Raw genomic sequence first — 16,014 nt, 5'->3', positions numbered from 1 at the left:
GGTTTAGATGAAAGTTAAATTGCTATCGGCGTTAAATGACAATAATGTTGATGTGGCTCAAACAAGTAATCAACGTCAATTGGCAATGACGATTTTTGCAATCGCTGGTGAGTTTGAGCAAAATCTGCCCCTTAACCTCTGCTTGATTCTGGATAGAAGTGGTTCCATGCATGGACAACCAATTAAAACCGTGATTCAGGCAGTGGAAGGGTTAATAGATCGGTTGAAAGTAGGCGATCGGATCTCAGTTGTGGCTTTTTCCGGTTCTGCGGAAGTCATTATCCCCAACCAAGTCATCCAAGACCCCGAAAGCATCAAATCTCAAATAAAAAGCAAACTCAGCGCTAGCGGCGGTACAGTGATCGCTGAGGGTTTGGAATTGGGAATTACAGAACTGATGAAGGGTACAAGAGGCGCTGTTTCTCAGGCGTTTCTGCTTACAGATGGGCATGGTGATAGCGGTTTGCGGATTTGGAAGTGGGATATTGGGCGAGATGACAACAAGCGCTGTCTTCAACTCGCGCAAAAGGCTGCCAAGCTGAACTTAACTATCAACACTTTTGGATTTGGCAATAGCTGGAATCAGGATTTGCTGGAAAAAATCGCTGATGTCGGTGGTGGGACTTTAGCCCATATTGAGCGTCCTGAACAAGCTGTGGAGCAGTTTAGCCGACTGTTTGGACGGATTGAGTCGATTGGGCTAACTAATGCTTACTTGCTATTATCTTTAGTGCCCAATGTCCGATTAGCAGAATTGAAACCCATTGCTCAAGTTGCCCCAGACACAATCGAGTTACCAGTGGAACCAGAAGCTGATGGTAGCTTTGCTGTACGTTTAGGAGATTTGATGCAAGATGTAGAACGGGTAGTTTTGGCGAACATTTATCTGGGACAATTGCCAGAAGGTAAACAAGCGATCGCACATCTGCAAATCCGTTATGATGACCCCTTGGTTAATGAACAAGGTTTACTTTCGCCCCTCGTGCCAGTGTATGCAGATGTAGTGCGGGCATATCAACCAGCGTCCAATCCACAAGTACAGCAGTGTATTTTAGCATTAGCGAAGTATCGCCAAACCCAGTTAGCCGAGGTGAAATTGCAACAAGGCGATCGCGCTGGTGCCGCAACGATGCTACAAACAGCAGCCAAAACCGCTTTACAAATAGGAGATAAAGGGGCGGCGACAGTGTTACAAACTTCCGCCACTCGCCTGCAAGCTGGAGAAGAACTTTCCGAAGCAGACCTCAAGAAAACTAGGATTGTATCAAAGACCGTTTTACAGCAATAGTAAAAATTCAGCCTTGCTGATTAACGGTATGAAAGTTTCGTGCCAAGGTGCAAAGCGAGAAAAAATATTTGATTCCTCAATTGAGCAACAAAGTAGTCGCATATTCCTAACTTATTGATTAACAACCACCGAAGAGTTTGACTTATGCTGATCCAGAAGATTGTCCAAGAATTGCAAGACATCCCTGAAGACAAACTAGCAGAACTTTATGATCTAATTCACTACTTTCGACTAGGTTTAAGTCAAGAACGTACACAACCTCGCACCCCTGGTTTATTGCAAGGACAGATCGGCGATGCTTTCTTTGAAGCACTGCCAGAAGATGAACTCCAGCAATGGGAATGAGCTACCTCATCGACACCCATATCCTGCTGTGGTGGCTCTTTGACGACCCAAAACTCCATACTGATTGCCGAGACATCATTCGCAACCCAGATCATCGTATTATTGTGAGCAGTGGTTCTGCTTGGGAAATCGCCACGAAATACCGCATGGGTAAACTACCCGAAGCCAAACAACTTGTTGAGCAATATTCACAGATATTGCATCAGGCTAAATTTATCGAACTTGCCATCACCACAGTCCATGCCCTCAGAGCAGGAAGCCTACCGATTGCCCACCGAGATCCCTTTGATCGCATGATTATGGCTCAGGCTGAACTCGAAAATTTACTTGTCATCACCTACGACAAAGCCTTCCAGACTGGACTGATTCAGGTAATTCCTGACCTCAAGTAAAGCAAAGTATCGCCAAACCCAGTTAGCTGAGGCGAAATTGCAACAAGGCGATCGCACTGGTGCAGCTACAATGCTACAAACAGCAGCTAAAACCGCTTTACAAATCGGAGATAAAGGGGCAGCGACAGTGTTGCAAACTTCCGCGACTCGTCTGCAAGCTGGAGAAGAACTTTCGGAAGCAGACCTCAAGAAAACTAGGATTGTATCAAAAACCGTCTTACAGGAATAGTAAAAATCTAGCGTAAGGTGATGGATGGTTGAGATGGACAAGTATGATTCATATCCGTTTTAGTAAGAACCATTATGGCGGTGAGATTCATCTGTCAGGTACACCGGGAGATTTGAGAAACATTCGCCAATCGATTCTTCAATTGATTGAAGCTCAGGATGTGCAAGTTTGTATTCCTGCCAATGAAGTTGATCCAGCACCTTATGATTCTTGTTTAAATTTGTTGCTCATTCGTAAGAGTGATTGTTCTGTCAAAGTTATGGTTGCTGGCAGTTCTTTAAAGATTGAAGGAATACCAGAAAAACTGGAAGTGTTTGCAGACTGGTTTAATTTTGGCGATAGTACAGAATCAGGATATCATAACCACTTTGACTACTACGAAGGAAATGAGTGGCTTGATCCTGCCTCAGTTTCATTAATAATCTCAGTTCGGTAATATCTACATCGGCAACCAGACACACGTGCAATTGAGATACCATTATCTCACAACAAAGATGTGAAGTAATATCAAACCTAATTTTTCTTTAATTCCTACGAAAATCGGCACACTCATAAAGAAAAATAATCAATCTGAGGGTGATTGCTGACTTCAATACCAGCCTAGCGGCAACGATAGGCAAGCGATAATTAAATTAATGGAAAAAATTGCTCAAGTAATTTCCGGCTGGACAATTCTGTAAATACAGAGGTAAAAATGACAATTAAAGAACAGATTACCCAAGAACTAGAAAAATTACCCGAACCGCTATTACAGGAAATTTTAGACTTTGTTCAGCTGTTACAAATCAAACATCAACAAATCGGCATATCTGCAAATAACCAACCAGAGCAATCACTTATAGCAGAGCATACTTTAACAGGTTCCACTGCCGAAGATTTATTAGAGTTTGTGGGAAGTTGGTCAGGTTCGGACATTAAAGAATGCCTGCAACTGGTTCATTCTAGTCGGATGCCACTAGAATTTTAATCATGTACCTACTTGATACTAATCACTGTTCCTTCTTGATGGAAGGTGTGCCAAATGTCGCCAATCACTTGCGATCGCTTGGTCAAGTACAATTAGCAACTAGTGTCATTGTTGCAGGAGAGCTACGCTTTATGGCACAAAATTCAGAGCAAAAAGCCGCTAATTTAATCAAAACAAATGCATTTTTGCGACGAATTAACCTATATGGAATCGATAAGGATAGTTAAAGTCTCAAAACTGTTCTTGCTTATTTTAGTTTCTTACTTGCGCCCAATTTTATAAGCAAATGCCTGATTAAGATTATTTAGGTATTATAGTGGTTCTCGCCTGGGTAAGGTAATATGCCTTTTTGCTGATTGAATATGAATTTAAGTTAAATATGCGATGCCTGGGTTGGGGGTAGCGATCGCCATCGCTTCTATCTGTTAGCCTACAACACAGGTGTTTGATGAAATCAGAGCCATAAAATTCTCAAAAGTCTTACTTTGCATATCATGCTGTCTTTGTCAAGTTAACAGTAGTTTAAGAAGATATTTAAAAAGTATTGGGTGAATAGAATAGAGCCTCCGGCACGCTGATGCGAACGCTACTATACAAACTCTCGTCTTCCTCCAATACGCTTGGGTTAAGGTTATTTGATGAAAATAATAGATCCCAAAGACGCGATAAATCCCGTCTTTACGAAGGACTGATTATTGTAAAGACGGCGATTTATCGCGTCTCTTGCCTTAACCGAATAGTATTGAGTCCACCTCTACCCCCTTCTTTCCAGTTAAGAGTTTCCTGCCTACGCAAGTAATTTCAGGAATCAAATCGGATTGCCATATCAAACAAGCCTGTTAAGCTACCCCTTCACCAACTTGCTAACTTGTTAATTAAAGTAAAATAAGAAGTCTTTGACTATTAGGAGCAGCCATGTACGTGCTAATTGGTGGAGCAGGCTTAGTGGGACTGACTTTGGCTCAAAAATTGGTAGAACTAGGGCATACGGTTGCCGTCATTGATATTGACCCTACTGCTTGCCGATATGCCCGTGAACAAGTTGGAGCAATGGCTTTTGAAGGCAGTGCTGTGAGTACAGAAGTATTATTAGAAGCTGGAATTCGTAAAGCCAACGCTCTAGCAGCTGTCCTCAGAAGTGATGCCCTCAACTTAGCAATGGTAACTCTCGCTAAACACTACGGTGTTAGCCATACTCTGAGTCGAATGCGCCACCCCGATTTTGCCGAGCCACTGCGTATAGCAGGAGCCAACCATATTATTAGTACCGTTGAACTCGCAGTTTCCACAATGGTGAATGCCATTGAGTATCCGCAAGTAGAATCAATCATGCATTTTGAGCAGGGACAGATTGAGGTTTTGAAAATTTCTATTCCCAACAGTTGCTATGTAGCCAATCGTAGCGTTGCCGAAAAGGTAATACAAATGTCAAATTTCTGTAATGCCTGTATAGAAATACTTAGTTTCATCGCACCAGAAGGATAGAGGTTTGTACCTTTCCTCCTCCCGCAATAACTGCCCTCTGCATCCTGCTTTTCTTCTAATCAATAGACCTCTTGCATAAATCAATAAATTTGAACCCCACCCCGTCAAAGCGTAGCTTTGTCTCCCTTCCCGAAGAGCGAGGCTACAGTGTAGATACAAGTTTTTCTGAACATAATTTCCGGTTAAGTCTTAGAGGATGTTTGAAAAGGGTCGTTTGACCTCACAGTTAGCACAGGTAAGTATCTCAGTATAGGTCTAGAACCTTAATTTTTCGTTGCAGTTAAGCCCATCAGAAGGGCTAGATTATACCTTCTCGGACTTTTCAAACACCCTCTTATAGCCACTGAGATACCTCACCCTGGTTTTACTACGTAAAACCTGTCCCTCTCCTTATTAAGGAGAGGGATTAAAGATAGGACAGAGTGAGGTTTTAGAGGACTTTTGGGTAATCGGATAACTAGCTGGGGATGGGGTGTTAGGGACTTTTGCAAGAGGTCTAATGTTTGCATTTTCAAGATTAGCACTTTGAAGATTAGCGTTTCTTAAATCAGCATACTTACGCACTGAAGTGGATAAAGGCTGCGCGGATGGCAATAAACCACACCGCAAGCGTGGCAAATAGGTAGAGGTAGAACCGAAGCATGATCAGATTGAATGTGCAATGGACAACGCTATGTAATGCGCGAAACACAACAAAGATCCATGCAGCATTCACATACACCGAATCCACCTGATTCGTGATAAAAAGATATAGTACAAGCGCATAGAAAAGTACCGGAATCTCGAACAGATTCTTTAGGTTATCTGATGGATTGGATACGTTTGGTGGCGAGAGTTGCGCTAGTGTGCCAGGTACAGCAAGGTCTTTCGGGCTGATCTTTGTACTTGTGATGAAACTGATACGACGGATGTACATATACACCCAGACAATAAGTGTTAGAAACACTGTCGCAAAGAAGGGGCTGAAGATTGCATCTTGCGTCATTTCCACCTCTCAAACTTGATCATTAGTGATGAATATTGCTCTACAGAAGTCAGCGCCTGCTGCTCTAGCTGCCTCAAGATTAGCACTATATAATAATGCGAGCGCTAGCTTTCGACTCAATGATATATCAAAATCAATGCGTGAATTACTTAAATAAACAAGTAAACAAGCGAATTTAGTAAGTCAAATGTCATTTTGCTTGCGGAAAACACCAAAATGAGTAAGTCAAATGCCATTTTGCTGATTGAATATGAATTTAAGTTAAATATGCGATGCCTGAGTTGGGAGTAGCGATCGCTATCATTTCTATTCGTCAGGCTACAACATAGGTGCTTAATGAACTTAGAGCAATAAAATCCTTAAGTGCATCACTACGCATATCATAGTGTCATTTGTCAAGTTATACTTTGGTTTTAAAAGTGGGCAAATTTCCGCCACAGTGTACTAGTAAAGTTATGGTAAAAGTGCTAAAGGTAAATGGTTGGTAGCTTGAGAAGTACACATGAAAACCACTGGTATTCATCATGTAGCTATTATTTGTTCTAACTACGATCGCTCTAAAAATTTTTATGTAGAAGTTTTAGGTTTTCCGATTATTCAAGAGACTTTTCGTACTGAAAGAAATTCTTATAAATTAGATTTAAAAGTTGCAGAAAATACTCAAATAGAGCTATTCTCTTTCCCCACTCCTCCAGAACGGGCTAGTAAACCAGAGGCTTGTGGTTTAAGGCATATTGCTTTTCAAGTTGATGATGTTGAGCAAACCGTTTGTTATTTAAAATCAAAAGGGTTAGAGGTAGAAAATATCAGAGTTGATGAAATTACAGGTAAAAAATTCACTTTCTTTAAAGACCCTGATAATTTGCCATTAGAGATTTATGAACATTAGGCTTCAATATGATCATCAGAGAATATAGACTATCTGATACTAAGATAATAATGAAACTGTTTTACGATACAATTCATGAAATCAATATTTGCGATTATACTCAGGAACAAGTCAATGCTTGGGCACTGGAAACTATGAATTATGAAGTTTGGCACAAAAGATTACAAGCCAAGCTTCCTTACATCGCAGAAAATAATGGTGAAATAGTTGGATTTGGAGAATTAGAACCCGATGGTCATATTGATTGTTTTTATTGCCATAGCAAATATCAAAGAAAGGGTATTGGCTCAAAACTCTTAAGTCATATAAAAGATACTGCACAATTACAAGGAATTAAACGGCTATATACAGAAGCGAGTATTACTGCAAAGCCATTTTTTGAAAATAAGGGATTTAGCGTAGTCAGGCAACAGCAAGTAGAACTACGGGGAGTTTGGTTTCAAAACTATATAATGGAAAAATACCTGTGAATTTTGATAATATCTGCAAATTCTTAGCTGAAAACTTCTCCAGCGACTTCGCAACTTGGTTATTAGGCGAACCCATCACTTTAACCGAATTAAGTCCAAAAGAATTATCTTTAGAACCCATTCGTAAGGCAGCGCCGTGCGGGGGTTCCCCCCGTTGAGGCGACTGCCGTGCTGATGCCCTAATTCTGCTACAGTCAGAGCAAAGTATATTACATTTGGAATTTCAAACCCAAGTTGATGCTGAAATTCCTTTTCGGATGATTGACTATCGGTTGCGAGTATATCGCCGTTTTCCAGATAAAGCAATGCATCAAGTCGTAATTTACCTCAAGCAGACAAATTCAGATTTGGTGCAACAAAATACATTTACAATTGCTAGGACACGCCATGAATTTTCAGTTATCAGACTTTGGGAACAACCAACCGAATTATTTCTGAGAACACCTGGACTGTTACCATTTGCGGTTTTGAGTAGTACAATTGATCCAGAAGCCGTGCTTAACCAAGTGGCACGGGAAATTAATAGTATGACACAATTAAGAAATCAAAGTAATATTGCTGCTTCCACAGCGATTTTAGCTGGTTTAGTATTGGACAAAGAGGTTATCAGACGAGTTTTGAGGTCAGATATTATGCGCGAGTCAGTCATTTATCAAGATATTTTAGAAGAAGGCAAAGCTGAAGCTTTACTTGAAGTGGCAAGCAATCTTTTTAATACTGGTATGCCATTAGAACAGATAGCAAGATTGACAGGGTTATCAATTGAGCAGTTACAGTATTTACAGGTAACTGAGTCTGGTGAGTCCAAATAAATAATCGGTGCAGGTTGACTGCACCGATTGCACAATTTATATTTAATTGCACCTGACATTTCCCTCACGCCAATGCTGAAGCTTGGGGTTTAGCAAAAATCATTCTTCCTGCTGTGGTTTGCAAAGCACTAGTGACTACTACTCGCAATTCACCACCCACATAATTGCTACCTTCTTCAACAACTACCATTGTCCCGTCATCTAGATAGCCAATACCTTGGCTGGGTTCTTTGCCTTCCTTGAGAATTTTCAAATCAAGGTTGTCACCAGGTAAATAACTGGGACGGACGGCATTCACTAAATCATTCACATTCAAAACAGGTACTTTCTGAACACTGGCAACTTTAGACAAGTTGTAGTCATTGGTTAGTAGTGTGCCGCTAATTTCTTGGGCGAAGCGCACTAACTTCGCATCCACTGTGGCAATATCTTCGTAATCAAGTGCATTGATTAAGATACGATCGGGGTAATCTTCTTTAATGCGGTTAAGAATTTCTAGTCCCCGCCTTCCCCGCACCCGCTTTTGGTCTTTGCTAGCATCGGCTACTTGTTGCAGTTCTTGCAAAACAAACTGTGGTACGATAATTTGCCCTTCCAGAAAGCCTGTCTCTAGTAGGGCTTCAATGCGACCATCGATAATGCAACTGGTGTCTAAAACTTTGGTATTGGCGGGTTTTAGCGTCCCTTCCGCTACCATCGATTCAACGGTGTTGGGATTAATGAACCGCAATAAGCCTCGCCCGTGGGTGTCTGCCAAATTCATGCCAGTGACGGAGAGGATAATACTGCCGACAACTGCCACCAGTGGCTTAATAAATCCAAAATCCGCCGGGATAGGTAGCAAAAATAGTGGGGCTAGCATGAGGTTAGCTAGTAATAGCCCAATCACTAAGCCGATCGCACGAGTTAAAATTACTTCCAGAGGCATTTCTTTGATTTGTGATTCTAGGCGACGATATGTCGTCTGGAAACTCAGCCCGATCGCACCACCAATAATAGCGCCAAAGACGGCAACAACTAAGCGTAAAGCTTCAATATTTGTTACCTGATCTAGCGTGCTATTGGGTAGTAGTTCAATGCTGTAGAACCCTATTCCCGACGCTGCGAGGATAAATGAGAAAATAATAATGGCATCAAGCATGGTTGTCTTGTTTTCCTGCAACTGTGTTACCCGATAAAGTTAAGTATTTTTTATTTCATCGGTAAGATAAACTCATCAATATTGACTTAGACTAAGGGTTTAGTAGGGCAATATCTGCAATTATTATAACGAAAGGCTTTATATCTTAATATTTTTCATTGTTTTGTTGTAAAACGACAAAAACTTGTAAATAAACTACTTATTTCCATTGTCTCTAATTTGCAGTTGGGTTAACTTAAAACTTTTATCAAAATGAGTCAAAAGTTTAGTATTTCTGAAATTGCGAGTTCTGCTTATGTGCATATTCCCTTTTGCAGACGACGGTGTTTTTATTGTGATTTCCCGGTGTCTGTTGTGGGCGATCGCTTGCGGGGCGAAACATCTGGTACTATTTCCCAATATGTTGAGGTGCTATGTCAAGAAATTGCCATTACACCAGCCTTTGGTCAACCCCTGAAGACAATTTTCTTTGGTGGTGGTACTCCTTCGCTGCTATCAATAGAGCAGTTACAACGGATAGTAACAGAGTTAGAGAAGCATTTTGGTATTGCGTCTGGGGCAGAGATTTCTATGGAAATTGACCCAGGCACCTTTGAATTAGCAAATATAGCTGGCTATCGCAGTGCGGGCGTGAACCGGGTAAGTTTGGGTGTACAAGCCTTTCAATCAGAATTATTGCAAACGGCGGGGCGATCGCACTCAGTTGAGGATATTTTTGCAGCTGTGGAACTAATCCACCAAATCCAGATTCCCGAATTTAGCTTAGACTTAATCTCTGGGTTGCCGCATCAGTCTTTGGATCAATGGCAGGATTCTCTAACAAAAGCGGTGGCGCTTGTACCTACTCACATTTCCATTTACGATCTTACCATCGAGCCAGGTACAGCCTTTGGTCGTTACTACAAACCTGGTGATACTCCTTTGCCTACGGATGAAGCCACAGTCAAAATGTACCAAATGGCGCAGCAGGTTTTGACTAGTGCAGGTTATGAGCATTATGAAATTTCCAATTATGCCCAACGTGGTCATCAGTGTCGGCATAATCGAGTTTATTGGGAAAACCGCCCTTATTATGGCTTTGGGATGGGTGCGGCGAGTTATGTTGAGGGAAAGCGGTTCACTCGTCCACGTAAAACTAGGGAGTATTACCACTGGGTGCAAGCTGGCGGTGTGATTGATTGCGAACTGACTCCCCCAAATGAAGTATTGTTAGAAACGTTAATGTTGGGGTTGCGTTTGGCGGAGGGTTTGAGTTTGGCGGCGTTGGTGGAGGCGTTTGGGGAAGAGAAGGTAGAGGAAATTTGTCGATGTTTGCGATCGTATTTTGATAAAGGTTGGGTAGAAGTTGCAGAGGGAAGGTTGCGTTTGATTGATCCCCAAGGGTTTTTGTTTTCTAATGTGGTATTGGCTGAATTGTTTGAAAAGTTGGGGTGATTAACTGCTTATGCAGAAAAATAAAGTTAGAAAAGCTGTGATTCCGGTAGCTGGTTTTGGCACTCGTTTGTTTCCAGCTACCAAAGTTGTCAAAAAAGAACTTTTCCCGATTATTGATCGAGATGGTAGGGCAAAACCTGTTATTCTCGCAATTATTGAAGAGGCAATTAGTGCTGGAATTACAGAAGTAGCGATCGTGGCGCAGCCAGATGATCAAGAAATATTTGAAAATTTATTAAAAAACCCACCCAAAAAAGAACTTTTAGATAAACTTTCACCGCAAAATCAAGAATATAGCCGATATCTCGAAAATTTAGGCAAGAGAATTACCATTTTATTGCAAGAGGAGCAATTAGGCTATGGTCATGCGGTATTTTGTGCCAAGCATTGGGTGCAAGATGAGCCATTTTTGCTATTGTTGGGCGACCACATTTATGCATCTGACACTGAAAAATCTTGTGCTAGTCAACTTTTAGATGTTTACGAACAAGTTAATCAAAGCGTTGTTGGCTTAACTACAATGCCAGCAGAAATTATTTATAAAGCTGGGTGTGTCACAGGACTTTGGCAAGAGGTAAACTCGATTTTAGAAGTTACACAACTCTATGAAAAACCTACAATTGAATATGCAAAACAACATTTGCGTGTAGACGGAATTGCAGAAAATGAGTTTTTATGTATATTTGGTTTGTATTTACTTACGCCGAAAATTTTTGACTTTCTGGCAGAACATATAAACCAAAACTTCCGAGAACGAGGTGAATTTCAGTTAACATCCTGTCTTGAAAAATTGCGTCAGCAAGAGGGAATGACAGGATATGTTGTTAAAGGTAAGTGTTTTGATACAGGATTACCAGATGCTTATCGTCAGACAATGATTGATTTTAGAAATTTCTAGATTAATCTTAGTTAAAAAAGTATTGGGCGACTAGAAGCATTGGTGTCAACTTAAGCGCAAACCCCTTTAAAACCTCGTTAAGAGCCTCTGTCTGGAAATGCAGATCAATTGCGGCTCTGCCGCCAGCAAGGGAGGCGGAGCCTCTAGAACGGCATTCCCAGTCAGACACTGGGAACGAGACAAAAAAGTATTGGGCGACTACACAAGCTCTCGTCTTCTTCCGTGGACTAAGAGTAATTGAGTTGCTAGTAGCCATTAATTACGAATTACGAATTACGAATTATGAATTATTTTGCAACAGTTGCTCGTGGATTAGAAACCCTTGCGGCTCAGGAGTTAGAGCAACTAGGTGCCCATTCGGTGGAGCCAGGGTTTTGCGGTGTAGCCTTTGAGGGCGATCGCACTTTACTTTATCGCGTCAACCTCTGGGCTAGGCTGCCGTTCCGAATCTTGGTGAATATCCATGACTTTCCATGCCTTGATGCTGAGGATCTCTATCGCGGTATCCAGAGCATCGATTGGCAAAACTATTTAACGCCAGACATGACCCTGGCGGTGAATACCACAGGAAAAAACGATCGCCTCAATCATACCCACTTCACATCTCTCCAGATCAAAAATGCGATCGTTGATCAGCAGCAAGAAAATCTGGGCGAGCGTTCAAATGTAGAGCTTCATGAACCAGATGTGCGGATCAATGTTCATATTGAGCGCGATTTTTGTACCGTCAAACTTGACAGTTCTGGAAATAGTCTACACCGCCGAGGCTACCGCCCTGCGGTTGGAGCAGCCCCTCTAAAAGAATCTCTGGCTGCTGCCCTGATTCAGCTTTCGGGGTGGCAGCCAGATCAGATGTTCTACGATCCTCTTTGTGGGTCTGGCACCTTACCTCTGGAAGCTAGCTTGAAGGCACTTAATATAGCACCAGGGCTGTTTCGGGATTGCTTTGGATTTGAAAATTGGCTCGATTTTGACCTGTCCCTTTTAGAAAAGCTGCTCCAAGAAGCTAAGGACAGCCAACTAGATACTCTTCCCGCAGCTATTTGGGGAAGCGATCGCGATGAAAATATAATTGAGCAAGCGATTAACAATGCCCAAAACTGCGGCGTTGATAACCATGTATGGTTTTCTCAAATGGAGCTTGCCGATGTTGTCGCCCCCGCAGACAGTGGGATTTTATTCTGCAATCCTCCCTATGGCGAACGGCTGGGACGAGATAGCGACTTGGGGGCGTTCTATAAACTTTTGGGCGATGTGTTAAAACAACGCTTCAAAGGTTGGACTGCATTTGTGCTGAGTGGTAACAAGGAACTGTCTCAATCAATTGGATTAAAATCATCCCAACGGATTGCGGTGTACAACGGAGCGCTGCCTTGTCAGTTAATGAAATATGAGTTGTATTAAGGTAGAATCGATTCGCGTAGGCGGCGAATGTTTTCTGGCTTGACCGTTAGCAGCGTGGGTTCACTTGCACTGTTCTCTAGCAGCGATCGCGGTTTGCGGGCTGTCTAGCTTATACGTTAGTTTTGTTTGGGGGAACAATGTACAGTAGCATATTTTACAAGTGCTGTGGCTAGAATTTGGCAATAGTTTTATAATCAAAAAATTAATTTATTTATTAACTAGTATGAATTTATCGATTTGGCATTGCTTGGTACTGTATGCTTGCAGTCAAGTATGTATACATAAATTGGCTGTTCTTTCTGGCTTATCCGAGACTCTTTTGAGTCGGGCAAAAACTGTTGAAAAGTGGGATTTAAAACGTGCCCAATTTCTTAAGCTTAATCCCAAGCAACAATCTTCGTTAGATATTTTGGAATTGCTGTTTGGTGAATTTCAGGATGATGACGTTAAACGTACATTTGTTGAAAAGGTTATCAGTCGTGGACAGGTTCAGAAGTCAACAAAAACTGATACGGCAAAAATTATACAACAGAAAATAAATCAGTTAATTGAGTTTGGGATGAATCATGAGCAAGCATCTGCTTTTGTGGAGGAAGTGCAAAGCATTTCAGGCAAACGCTCTAAAATAAGTGAAGATGATTTTGCAGATATCATACCAGAAAAATTGTCTATTCAAGATAAGTTAGATATTGTTAATTATACTTACAAGTATTTGACTTATGATTAAAATTCATTGTAAGCGTAGAACTTCGCTTAAGCAAATTCTGACTAATGGGGGTTCAAATCGTTGTAGGCTGTGAATCGAAAGGTCTACACAGACGCGATGAAAATAAATCGGTACGGACGTGCCAAGGTTCTAACACACTCAGAAATACAGCTAATCTTCAGTGATAGCTTAGATAATTCCCTAATATTAAGGGTTTAAAAATGGGAAAACTTCTGAAATTTTAAAGTCTTGATTAATTTGTAAAATCTCAACTCGATGATTTAAAATGAGACTATTCCAAAAAGCTTTGTCAAATGCCTCAGACAAATATAAATAACGACATATTTTTATTAAGCAATCTTGAATATCGGTGACATTCCAAATATTTTTATAATGTTCTTCTAAATCTTTAAATTTAATATCTTTTTTATCCATTCGTTTCTCATTTAAAAATAAATTTACCTCAGTAACTTGGTTGTAACTAATACTATATATCTGAGTAAATGGATAAAGAGCTAATTTTTCATTATTATCACAAAAATTATCTAAAATGTCTTCTTGAAATATTGGATGTACCGATTTTCCTATAGCATAAACATAGGAATCAGGATAAATATTCTTAGTTTGATTATTAAATTTAGCTTGAGTAACTAGATGTTTTCTTATTTCTGCTAAAGCTGATAATGTTGAATTATCCATTTTTTACCCTCTACAACTACATAAAAAATTGCATTTAACACTAGATAGTACACAAATACTAAAAAGTAGAACAATAATGTATCGTGATTAATAAAAAAAGTCAAGCCTATATAAAAAGGCAGATATTAATTATCATGACTACCAAAATACTAACGTGACTACCAAAAACCAAAATCCCCAATCTAAAATCTAGGCGTGACTACGGTCGCTCCCTTCCATCTGCGGAATTTCATAGGCTAGTTGGGCGATCGCTGCAACAGATGCGATTTTTTTTGTGTGGCAGTAGCGAGGTAACTTTGGGCGTGGTGTCCTGCTTAAATATTCGCGTGTCTGGGTCGTAAGATGAATTAGCGTCCGAATTCACTTGGTTAGTTTGGCGGCGTGTGGCGAGGGTATAGGCACTTTTTATATCCAGGATACTGTGCATTAGACATGAAGCAATAGGGATAATAGCTTGATCTTAATAGAAAGTTCCATATTACTACTGAGTTAGTTTGTGAGGTTATCCCCTGAAACTAGAAAAAGAAGAAATTTACTATCAAACTAATGCAAATTTTAGATTTTCTGGTTGCTGTTAACGGCGTTGCTCAGTTATGTGGTGCTGATGGACAATTTTTGGGATTGCTATCAACCAATCAGTATGAAATAAACTCAATTAGCAATCAATATGGGATGTATGGTGGTCAATATGGCTTATACAGTATTAGCAATCAGTATGGTATGTATGGTGGTCAATATGGTTTATACAGCCCTTACAACACTAATTGCCTTAATCCACCAGTCATTTTCTATCAAGGACAACCTATGTTGATAGTTACAAGAAATAACTTCGTGCAAAATCACGGTTTACTCATTGTTGACCCAGACTTAGTAATAGGGGTATACACACAATTAGCAAGCCAGTGCGTAAATCCTGGATTAGTTGCTTTAACTAGAGCATTGATGGGGAATTAATTCATCAAATGTACTAAAAACCCTAAAACTTTTAACAATCCAAGGTTTCAATTATTGTACCGTATTTTTATTTTCTTTTTTGTTTAAGTCCCGTTAAGGCGATCGCTCTCAATTACTTCTGCTCAGTAAAAAATACATTGCCTCAAAATTTAGTGACATTGGGGATGTGCTGTATTGTCGGGGTTTGTGAGAGCCGCAACTTAAATCAGCTGTTGTGTAGCATTGGCTATCTCAATAGACTCATATGAGTTGGTGAGATTTTTAATCCTCTTTGATAAATTTAACTTGAGCTAAAAAAAACTTAAGCCCTTCTCTGATCATAGATTTTGACAGTTAAGATCACAAATGCTTTAAAAAAGTGCCAGTATAATCGTTGACTGACAATCTGCAATTTATTTATTCCTAAAAGGCTATTTATGTCAGACCTATTCACCTTTACCGTTACCAATAAAACCGAATTGGCAATTACAGAATTGTGGGTATCTGTCGATGATGAAGAGTGGGCTTCATTTACTTTGGGTGAGTCAGGGATTCCATCAGGTGAAACAGCAACAATTGCTTGGGCTGAATATACGAATGGTTCACCCTGTGAATGGTACATCTCTGCTGTATTTGAAGATGAATCAGAAACTGAGTCAGCCCTATTTAACTTCTGTAAAGAACCAGCTTTAACAATCGGATAAATTCCCCACTGCGATCGCTCGCGCTTGATACATGATTGCATATCGACTCCAGCCATAAAAACAAAAGCCCTACCTCGAAAGCATCTAAGTGGGGCTTGATATTATAATTGACATTGGCAATACCAGATAATGGTGTAACAGGCGATCGCTCTCAACTTACAGCAGAATTCAAGTATTTGAACCACATCTGTCGTCAGGGCACAGCATTGCTGTGTGGTCTATTTACTTGAAAA

20 protein-coding genes and 3 pseudogenes are annotated in these 16,014 nt (G+C 40.5%); 18 read left to right on the top strand and 5 right to left on the bottom strand.

Annotation, left to right across the window (positions count from 1 at the left end; genetic code table 11):
* Positions 1 to 7: 7 nt before the first annotated feature.
* From V7K31_RS17725 to V7K31_RS17690, 8 genes and pseudogenes are all read left to right on the top strand, one after another.
* Entirely contained in the window at positions 8 to 1,288 is a 1,281-nt protein-coding gene (locus tag V7K31_RS17725; protein ID WP_335095708.1) for a vWA domain-containing protein, read from the top strand.
* A gap of 144 nt (positions 1,289 to 1,432) precedes the next feature.
* Positions 1,433 to 1,633, top strand: coding sequence for a hypothetical protein (locus tag V7K31_RS17720; protein ID WP_334943457.1), 201 nt, complete (start codon positions 1,433 to 1,435; stop codon positions 1,631 to 1,633).
* Positions 1,630 to 2,025, top strand: coding sequence for a type II toxin-antitoxin system VapC family toxin (locus tag V7K31_RS17715; protein WP_335095706.1), 396 nt, complete (start codon positions 1,630 to 1,632; stop codon positions 2,023 to 2,025). Before V7K31_RS17720 ends, V7K31_RS17715 begins: the two co-directional genes overlap by 4 nt.
* Position 2,026: 1 nt before the next feature.
* Positions 2,027 to 2,254: pseudogene (locus V7K31_RS17710) on the top strand (hypothetical protein); the annotation flags it as partial.
* A gap of 43 nt (positions 2,255 to 2,297) precedes the next feature.
* Positions 2,298 to 2,690 (top strand): Imm32 family immunity protein, encoded by a 393-nt coding sequence (locus V7K31_RS17705; RefSeq protein WP_335095705.1) that lies wholly within the window; start codon positions 2,298 to 2,300, stop codon positions 2,688 to 2,690.
* Positions 2,691 to 2,948: 258 nt separating this feature from the next.
* Positions 2,949 to 3,221: a DUF2281 domain-containing protein gene (locus V7K31_RS17700; protein WP_335095704.1), complete on the top strand. Its 273-nt coding sequence runs from the start codon at positions 2,949 to 2,951 to the stop codon at positions 3,219 to 3,221.
* A gap of 2 nt (positions 3,222 to 3,223) precedes the next feature.
* The gene (locus V7K31_RS17695) at positions 3,224 to 3,448 is read left to right on the top strand and encodes a type II toxin-antitoxin system VapC family toxin (protein ID WP_335095703.1); all 225 of its coding nucleotides are present in this window, start codon (positions 3,224 to 3,226) and stop codon (positions 3,446 to 3,448) included.
* A gap of 688 nt (positions 3,449 to 4,136) precedes the next feature.
* Positions 4,137 to 4,658, top strand: a pseudogene (locus V7K31_RS17690) (potassium channel family protein); the annotation flags it as partial.
* Positions 4,659 to 5,099: 441 nt separating this feature from the next.
* On the opposite strand, the gene V7K31_RS31910 reads toward V7K31_RS17690, so the two are convergent.
* Complete coding sequence (locus V7K31_RS31910) at positions 5,100 to 5,270, bottom strand: pentapeptide repeat-containing protein (RefSeq protein WP_442941306.1); 171 nt, start codon at positions 5,268 to 5,270, stop codon at positions 5,100 to 5,102.
* A complete protein-coding gene (locus tag V7K31_RS17685; RefSeq protein WP_335095701.1) occupies positions 5,263 to 5,691 on the bottom strand; it encodes an MAPEG family protein in 429 nt (142 codons plus the stop codon). The genes V7K31_RS31910 and V7K31_RS17685 overlap by 8 nt, the downstream gene beginning before the upstream one ends.
* Before the next feature lie 502 nt (positions 5,692 to 6,193).
* Between V7K31_RS17685 and gloA2 the strand changes: the two genes are divergently transcribed.
* From gloA2 to V7K31_RS17670, 3 genes and pseudogenes are all read left to right on the top strand, one after another.
* Positions 6,194 to 6,580: an SMU1112c/YaeR family gloxylase I-like metalloprotein gene (gene gloA2, locus V7K31_RS17680; protein WP_335095700.1), complete on the top strand. Its 387-nt coding sequence runs from the start codon at positions 6,194 to 6,196 to the stop codon at positions 6,578 to 6,580.
* Positions 6,581 to 6,630: 50 nt separating this feature from the next.
* Positions 6,631 to 7,050 carry a GNAT family N-acetyltransferase gene (locus tag V7K31_RS17675; RefSeq protein WP_335095699.1) on the top strand — a complete coding sequence of 140 codons (420 nt, stop codon included), beginning with the start codon at positions 6,631 to 6,633 and terminating at the stop codon, positions 7,048 to 7,050.
* A pseudogene (locus V7K31_RS17670) lies at positions 7,047 to 7,862 on the top strand (Rpn family recombination-promoting nuclease/putative transposase). The gene V7K31_RS17675 and the pseudogene V7K31_RS17670 overlap by 4 nt, the downstream one beginning before the upstream one ends.
* Before the next feature lie 64 nt (positions 7,863 to 7,926).
* Here V7K31_RS17670 and V7K31_RS17665 read toward each other — a convergent pair.
* Positions 7,927 to 9,003, bottom strand: coding sequence for a PIN/TRAM domain-containing protein (locus V7K31_RS17665; protein WP_335095697.1), 1,077 nt, complete (start codon positions 9,001 to 9,003; stop codon positions 7,927 to 7,929).
* 252 nt (positions 9,004 to 9,255) lie between these two features.
* Between V7K31_RS17665 and hemW the strand changes: the two genes are divergently transcribed.
* The 4 genes from hemW to V7K31_RS17645 all read left to right on the top strand — a co-directional run bounded on the left by hemW (position 9,256) and on the right by V7K31_RS17645 (position 13,466).
* Entirely contained in the window at positions 9,256 to 10,437 is a 1,182-nt protein-coding gene (hemW, locus tag V7K31_RS17660; RefSeq protein ID WP_335095695.1) for a radical SAM family heme chaperone HemW, read from the top strand.
* Positions 10,438 to 10,447: 10 nt separating this feature from the next.
* Positions 10,448 to 11,335: a UTP--glucose-1-phosphate uridylyltransferase gene (locus tag V7K31_RS17655; RefSeq protein ID WP_335095693.1), complete on the top strand. Its 888-nt coding sequence runs from the start codon at positions 10,448 to 10,450 to the stop codon at positions 11,333 to 11,335.
* A 282-nt stretch (positions 11,336 to 11,617) separates the two neighbouring features.
* Positions 11,618 to 12,739, top strand: coding sequence for a THUMP domain-containing class I SAM-dependent RNA methyltransferase (locus tag V7K31_RS17650; protein WP_335095691.1), 1,122 nt, complete (start codon positions 11,618 to 11,620; stop codon positions 12,737 to 12,739).
* Between the two features lie 160 nt (positions 12,740 to 12,899).
* Positions 12,900 to 13,466, top strand: a complete 567-nt coding sequence (locus V7K31_RS17645; protein ID WP_335095689.1) for a hypothetical protein — start codon at positions 12,900 to 12,902, stop codon at positions 13,464 to 13,466.
* Between the two features lie 186 nt (positions 13,467 to 13,652).
* Here the strand turns inward: V7K31_RS17645 and V7K31_RS17640 are convergent, their stop codons facing one another.
* The gene (locus tag V7K31_RS17640; RefSeq protein ID WP_335095688.1) at positions 13,653 to 14,144 is read right to left on the bottom strand and encodes a hypothetical protein; all 492 of its coding nucleotides are present in this window, start codon (positions 14,142 to 14,144) and stop codon (positions 13,653 to 13,655) included.
* 229 nt (positions 14,145 to 14,373) lie between these two features.
* Complete coding sequence (locus V7K31_RS17635; protein WP_335095687.1) at positions 14,374 to 14,571, bottom strand: hypothetical protein; 198 nt, start codon at positions 14,569 to 14,571, stop codon at positions 14,374 to 14,376.
* Positions 14,572 to 14,690: 119 nt separating this feature from the next.
* Here V7K31_RS17635 and V7K31_RS17630 point away from each other — a divergent pair, with 119 nt between their 5' ends.
* From V7K31_RS17630 to V7K31_RS17620, 3 genes are all read left to right on the top strand, one after another.
* Positions 14,691 to 15,098 (top strand): hypothetical protein, encoded by a 408-nt coding sequence (locus tag V7K31_RS17630; protein ID WP_335095685.1) that lies wholly within the window; start codon positions 14,691 to 14,693, stop codon positions 15,096 to 15,098.
* A gap of 416 nt (positions 15,099 to 15,514) precedes the next feature.
* On the top strand, positions 15,515 to 15,781 hold the full coding sequence (locus V7K31_RS17625) for a hypothetical protein (RefSeq protein WP_334823446.1): 267 nt from the start codon (positions 15,515 to 15,517) through the stop codon (positions 15,779 to 15,781).
* Positions 15,782 to 15,888: 107 nt separating this feature from the next.
* Positions 15,889 to 16,011 (top strand): hypothetical protein, encoded by a 123-nt coding sequence (locus V7K31_RS17620; RefSeq protein WP_335095683.1) that lies wholly within the window; start codon positions 15,889 to 15,891, stop codon positions 16,009 to 16,011.
* Positions 16,012 to 16,014 lie beyond the last annotated feature (3 nt).

The organism is Nostoc sp. (assembly GCF_036917675.1).
Taxonomy (GTDB): domain Bacteria; phylum Cyanobacteriota; class Cyanobacteriia; order Cyanobacteriales; family Nostocaceae; genus Nostoc.
The sequence above is the reverse complement of the archived record's forward strand: the minus strand, read 5'-3'. Positions and strand labels throughout refer to the sequence as shown.

Excerpts from the sequence above, each read along its gene's own strand:
- V7K31_RS17725 (WP_335095708.1), top strand. The coding sequence starts at position 8 with ATGAAAGTTAAATTGCTATCGGCGTTAAATGACAATAATGTTGATGTG.
- V7K31_RS17720 (WP_334943457.1), top strand. The coding sequence starts at position 1,433 with ATGCTGATCCAGAAGATTGTCCAAGAATTGCAAGACATCCCTGAAGAC.
- V7K31_RS17715 (WP_335095706.1), top strand. The coding sequence starts at position 1,630 with ATGAGCTACCTCATCGACACCCATATCCTGCTGTGGTGGCTCTTTGAC.
- V7K31_RS17705 (WP_335095705.1), top strand. The coding sequence starts at position 2,298 with ATGATTCATATCCGTTTTAGTAAGAACCATTATGGCGGTGAGATTCAT.
- V7K31_RS17700 (WP_335095704.1), top strand. The coding sequence starts at position 2,949 with ATGACAATTAAAGAACAGATTACCCAAGAACTAGAAAAATTACCCGAA.
- V7K31_RS17695 (WP_335095703.1), top strand. The coding sequence starts at position 3,224 with ATGTACCTACTTGATACTAATCACTGTTCCTTCTTGATGGAAGGTGTG.
- V7K31_RS17685 (WP_335095701.1), bottom strand. The coding sequence starts at position 5,691 with ATGACGCAAGATGCAATCTTCAGCCCCTTCTTTGCGACAGTGTTTCTA.
- gloA2 (WP_335095700.1), top strand. The coding sequence starts at position 6,194 with ATGAAAACCACTGGTATTCATCATGTAGCTATTATTTGTTCTAACTAC.
- V7K31_RS17675 (WP_335095699.1), top strand. The coding sequence starts at position 6,631 with ATGAAACTGTTTTACGATACAATTCATGAAATCAATATTTGCGATTAT.
- V7K31_RS17665 (WP_335095697.1), bottom strand. The coding sequence starts at position 9,003 with ATGCTTGATGCCATTATTATTTTCTCATTTATCCTCGCAGCGTCGGGA.
- hemW (WP_335095695.1), top strand. The coding sequence starts at position 9,256 with ATGAGTCAAAAGTTTAGTATTTCTGAAATTGCGAGTTCTGCTTATGTG.
- V7K31_RS17655 (WP_335095693.1), top strand. The coding sequence starts at position 10,448 with ATGCAGAAAAATAAAGTTAGAAAAGCTGTGATTCCGGTAGCTGGTTTT.
- V7K31_RS17650 (WP_335095691.1), top strand. The coding sequence starts at position 11,618 with ATGAATTATTTTGCAACAGTTGCTCGTGGATTAGAAACCCTTGCGGCT.
- V7K31_RS17640 (WP_335095688.1), bottom strand. The coding sequence starts at position 14,144 with ATGGATAATTCAACATTATCAGCTTTAGCAGAAATAAGAAAACATCTA.
- V7K31_RS17635 (WP_335095687.1), bottom strand. The coding sequence starts at position 14,571 with ATGCACAGTATCCTGGATATAAAAAGTGCCTATACCCTCGCCACACGC.
- V7K31_RS17630 (WP_335095685.1), top strand. The coding sequence starts at position 14,691 with ATGCAAATTTTAGATTTTCTGGTTGCTGTTAACGGCGTTGCTCAGTTA.
- V7K31_RS17625 (WP_334823446.1), top strand. The coding sequence starts at position 15,515 with ATGTCAGACCTATTCACCTTTACCGTTACCAATAAAACCGAATTGGCA.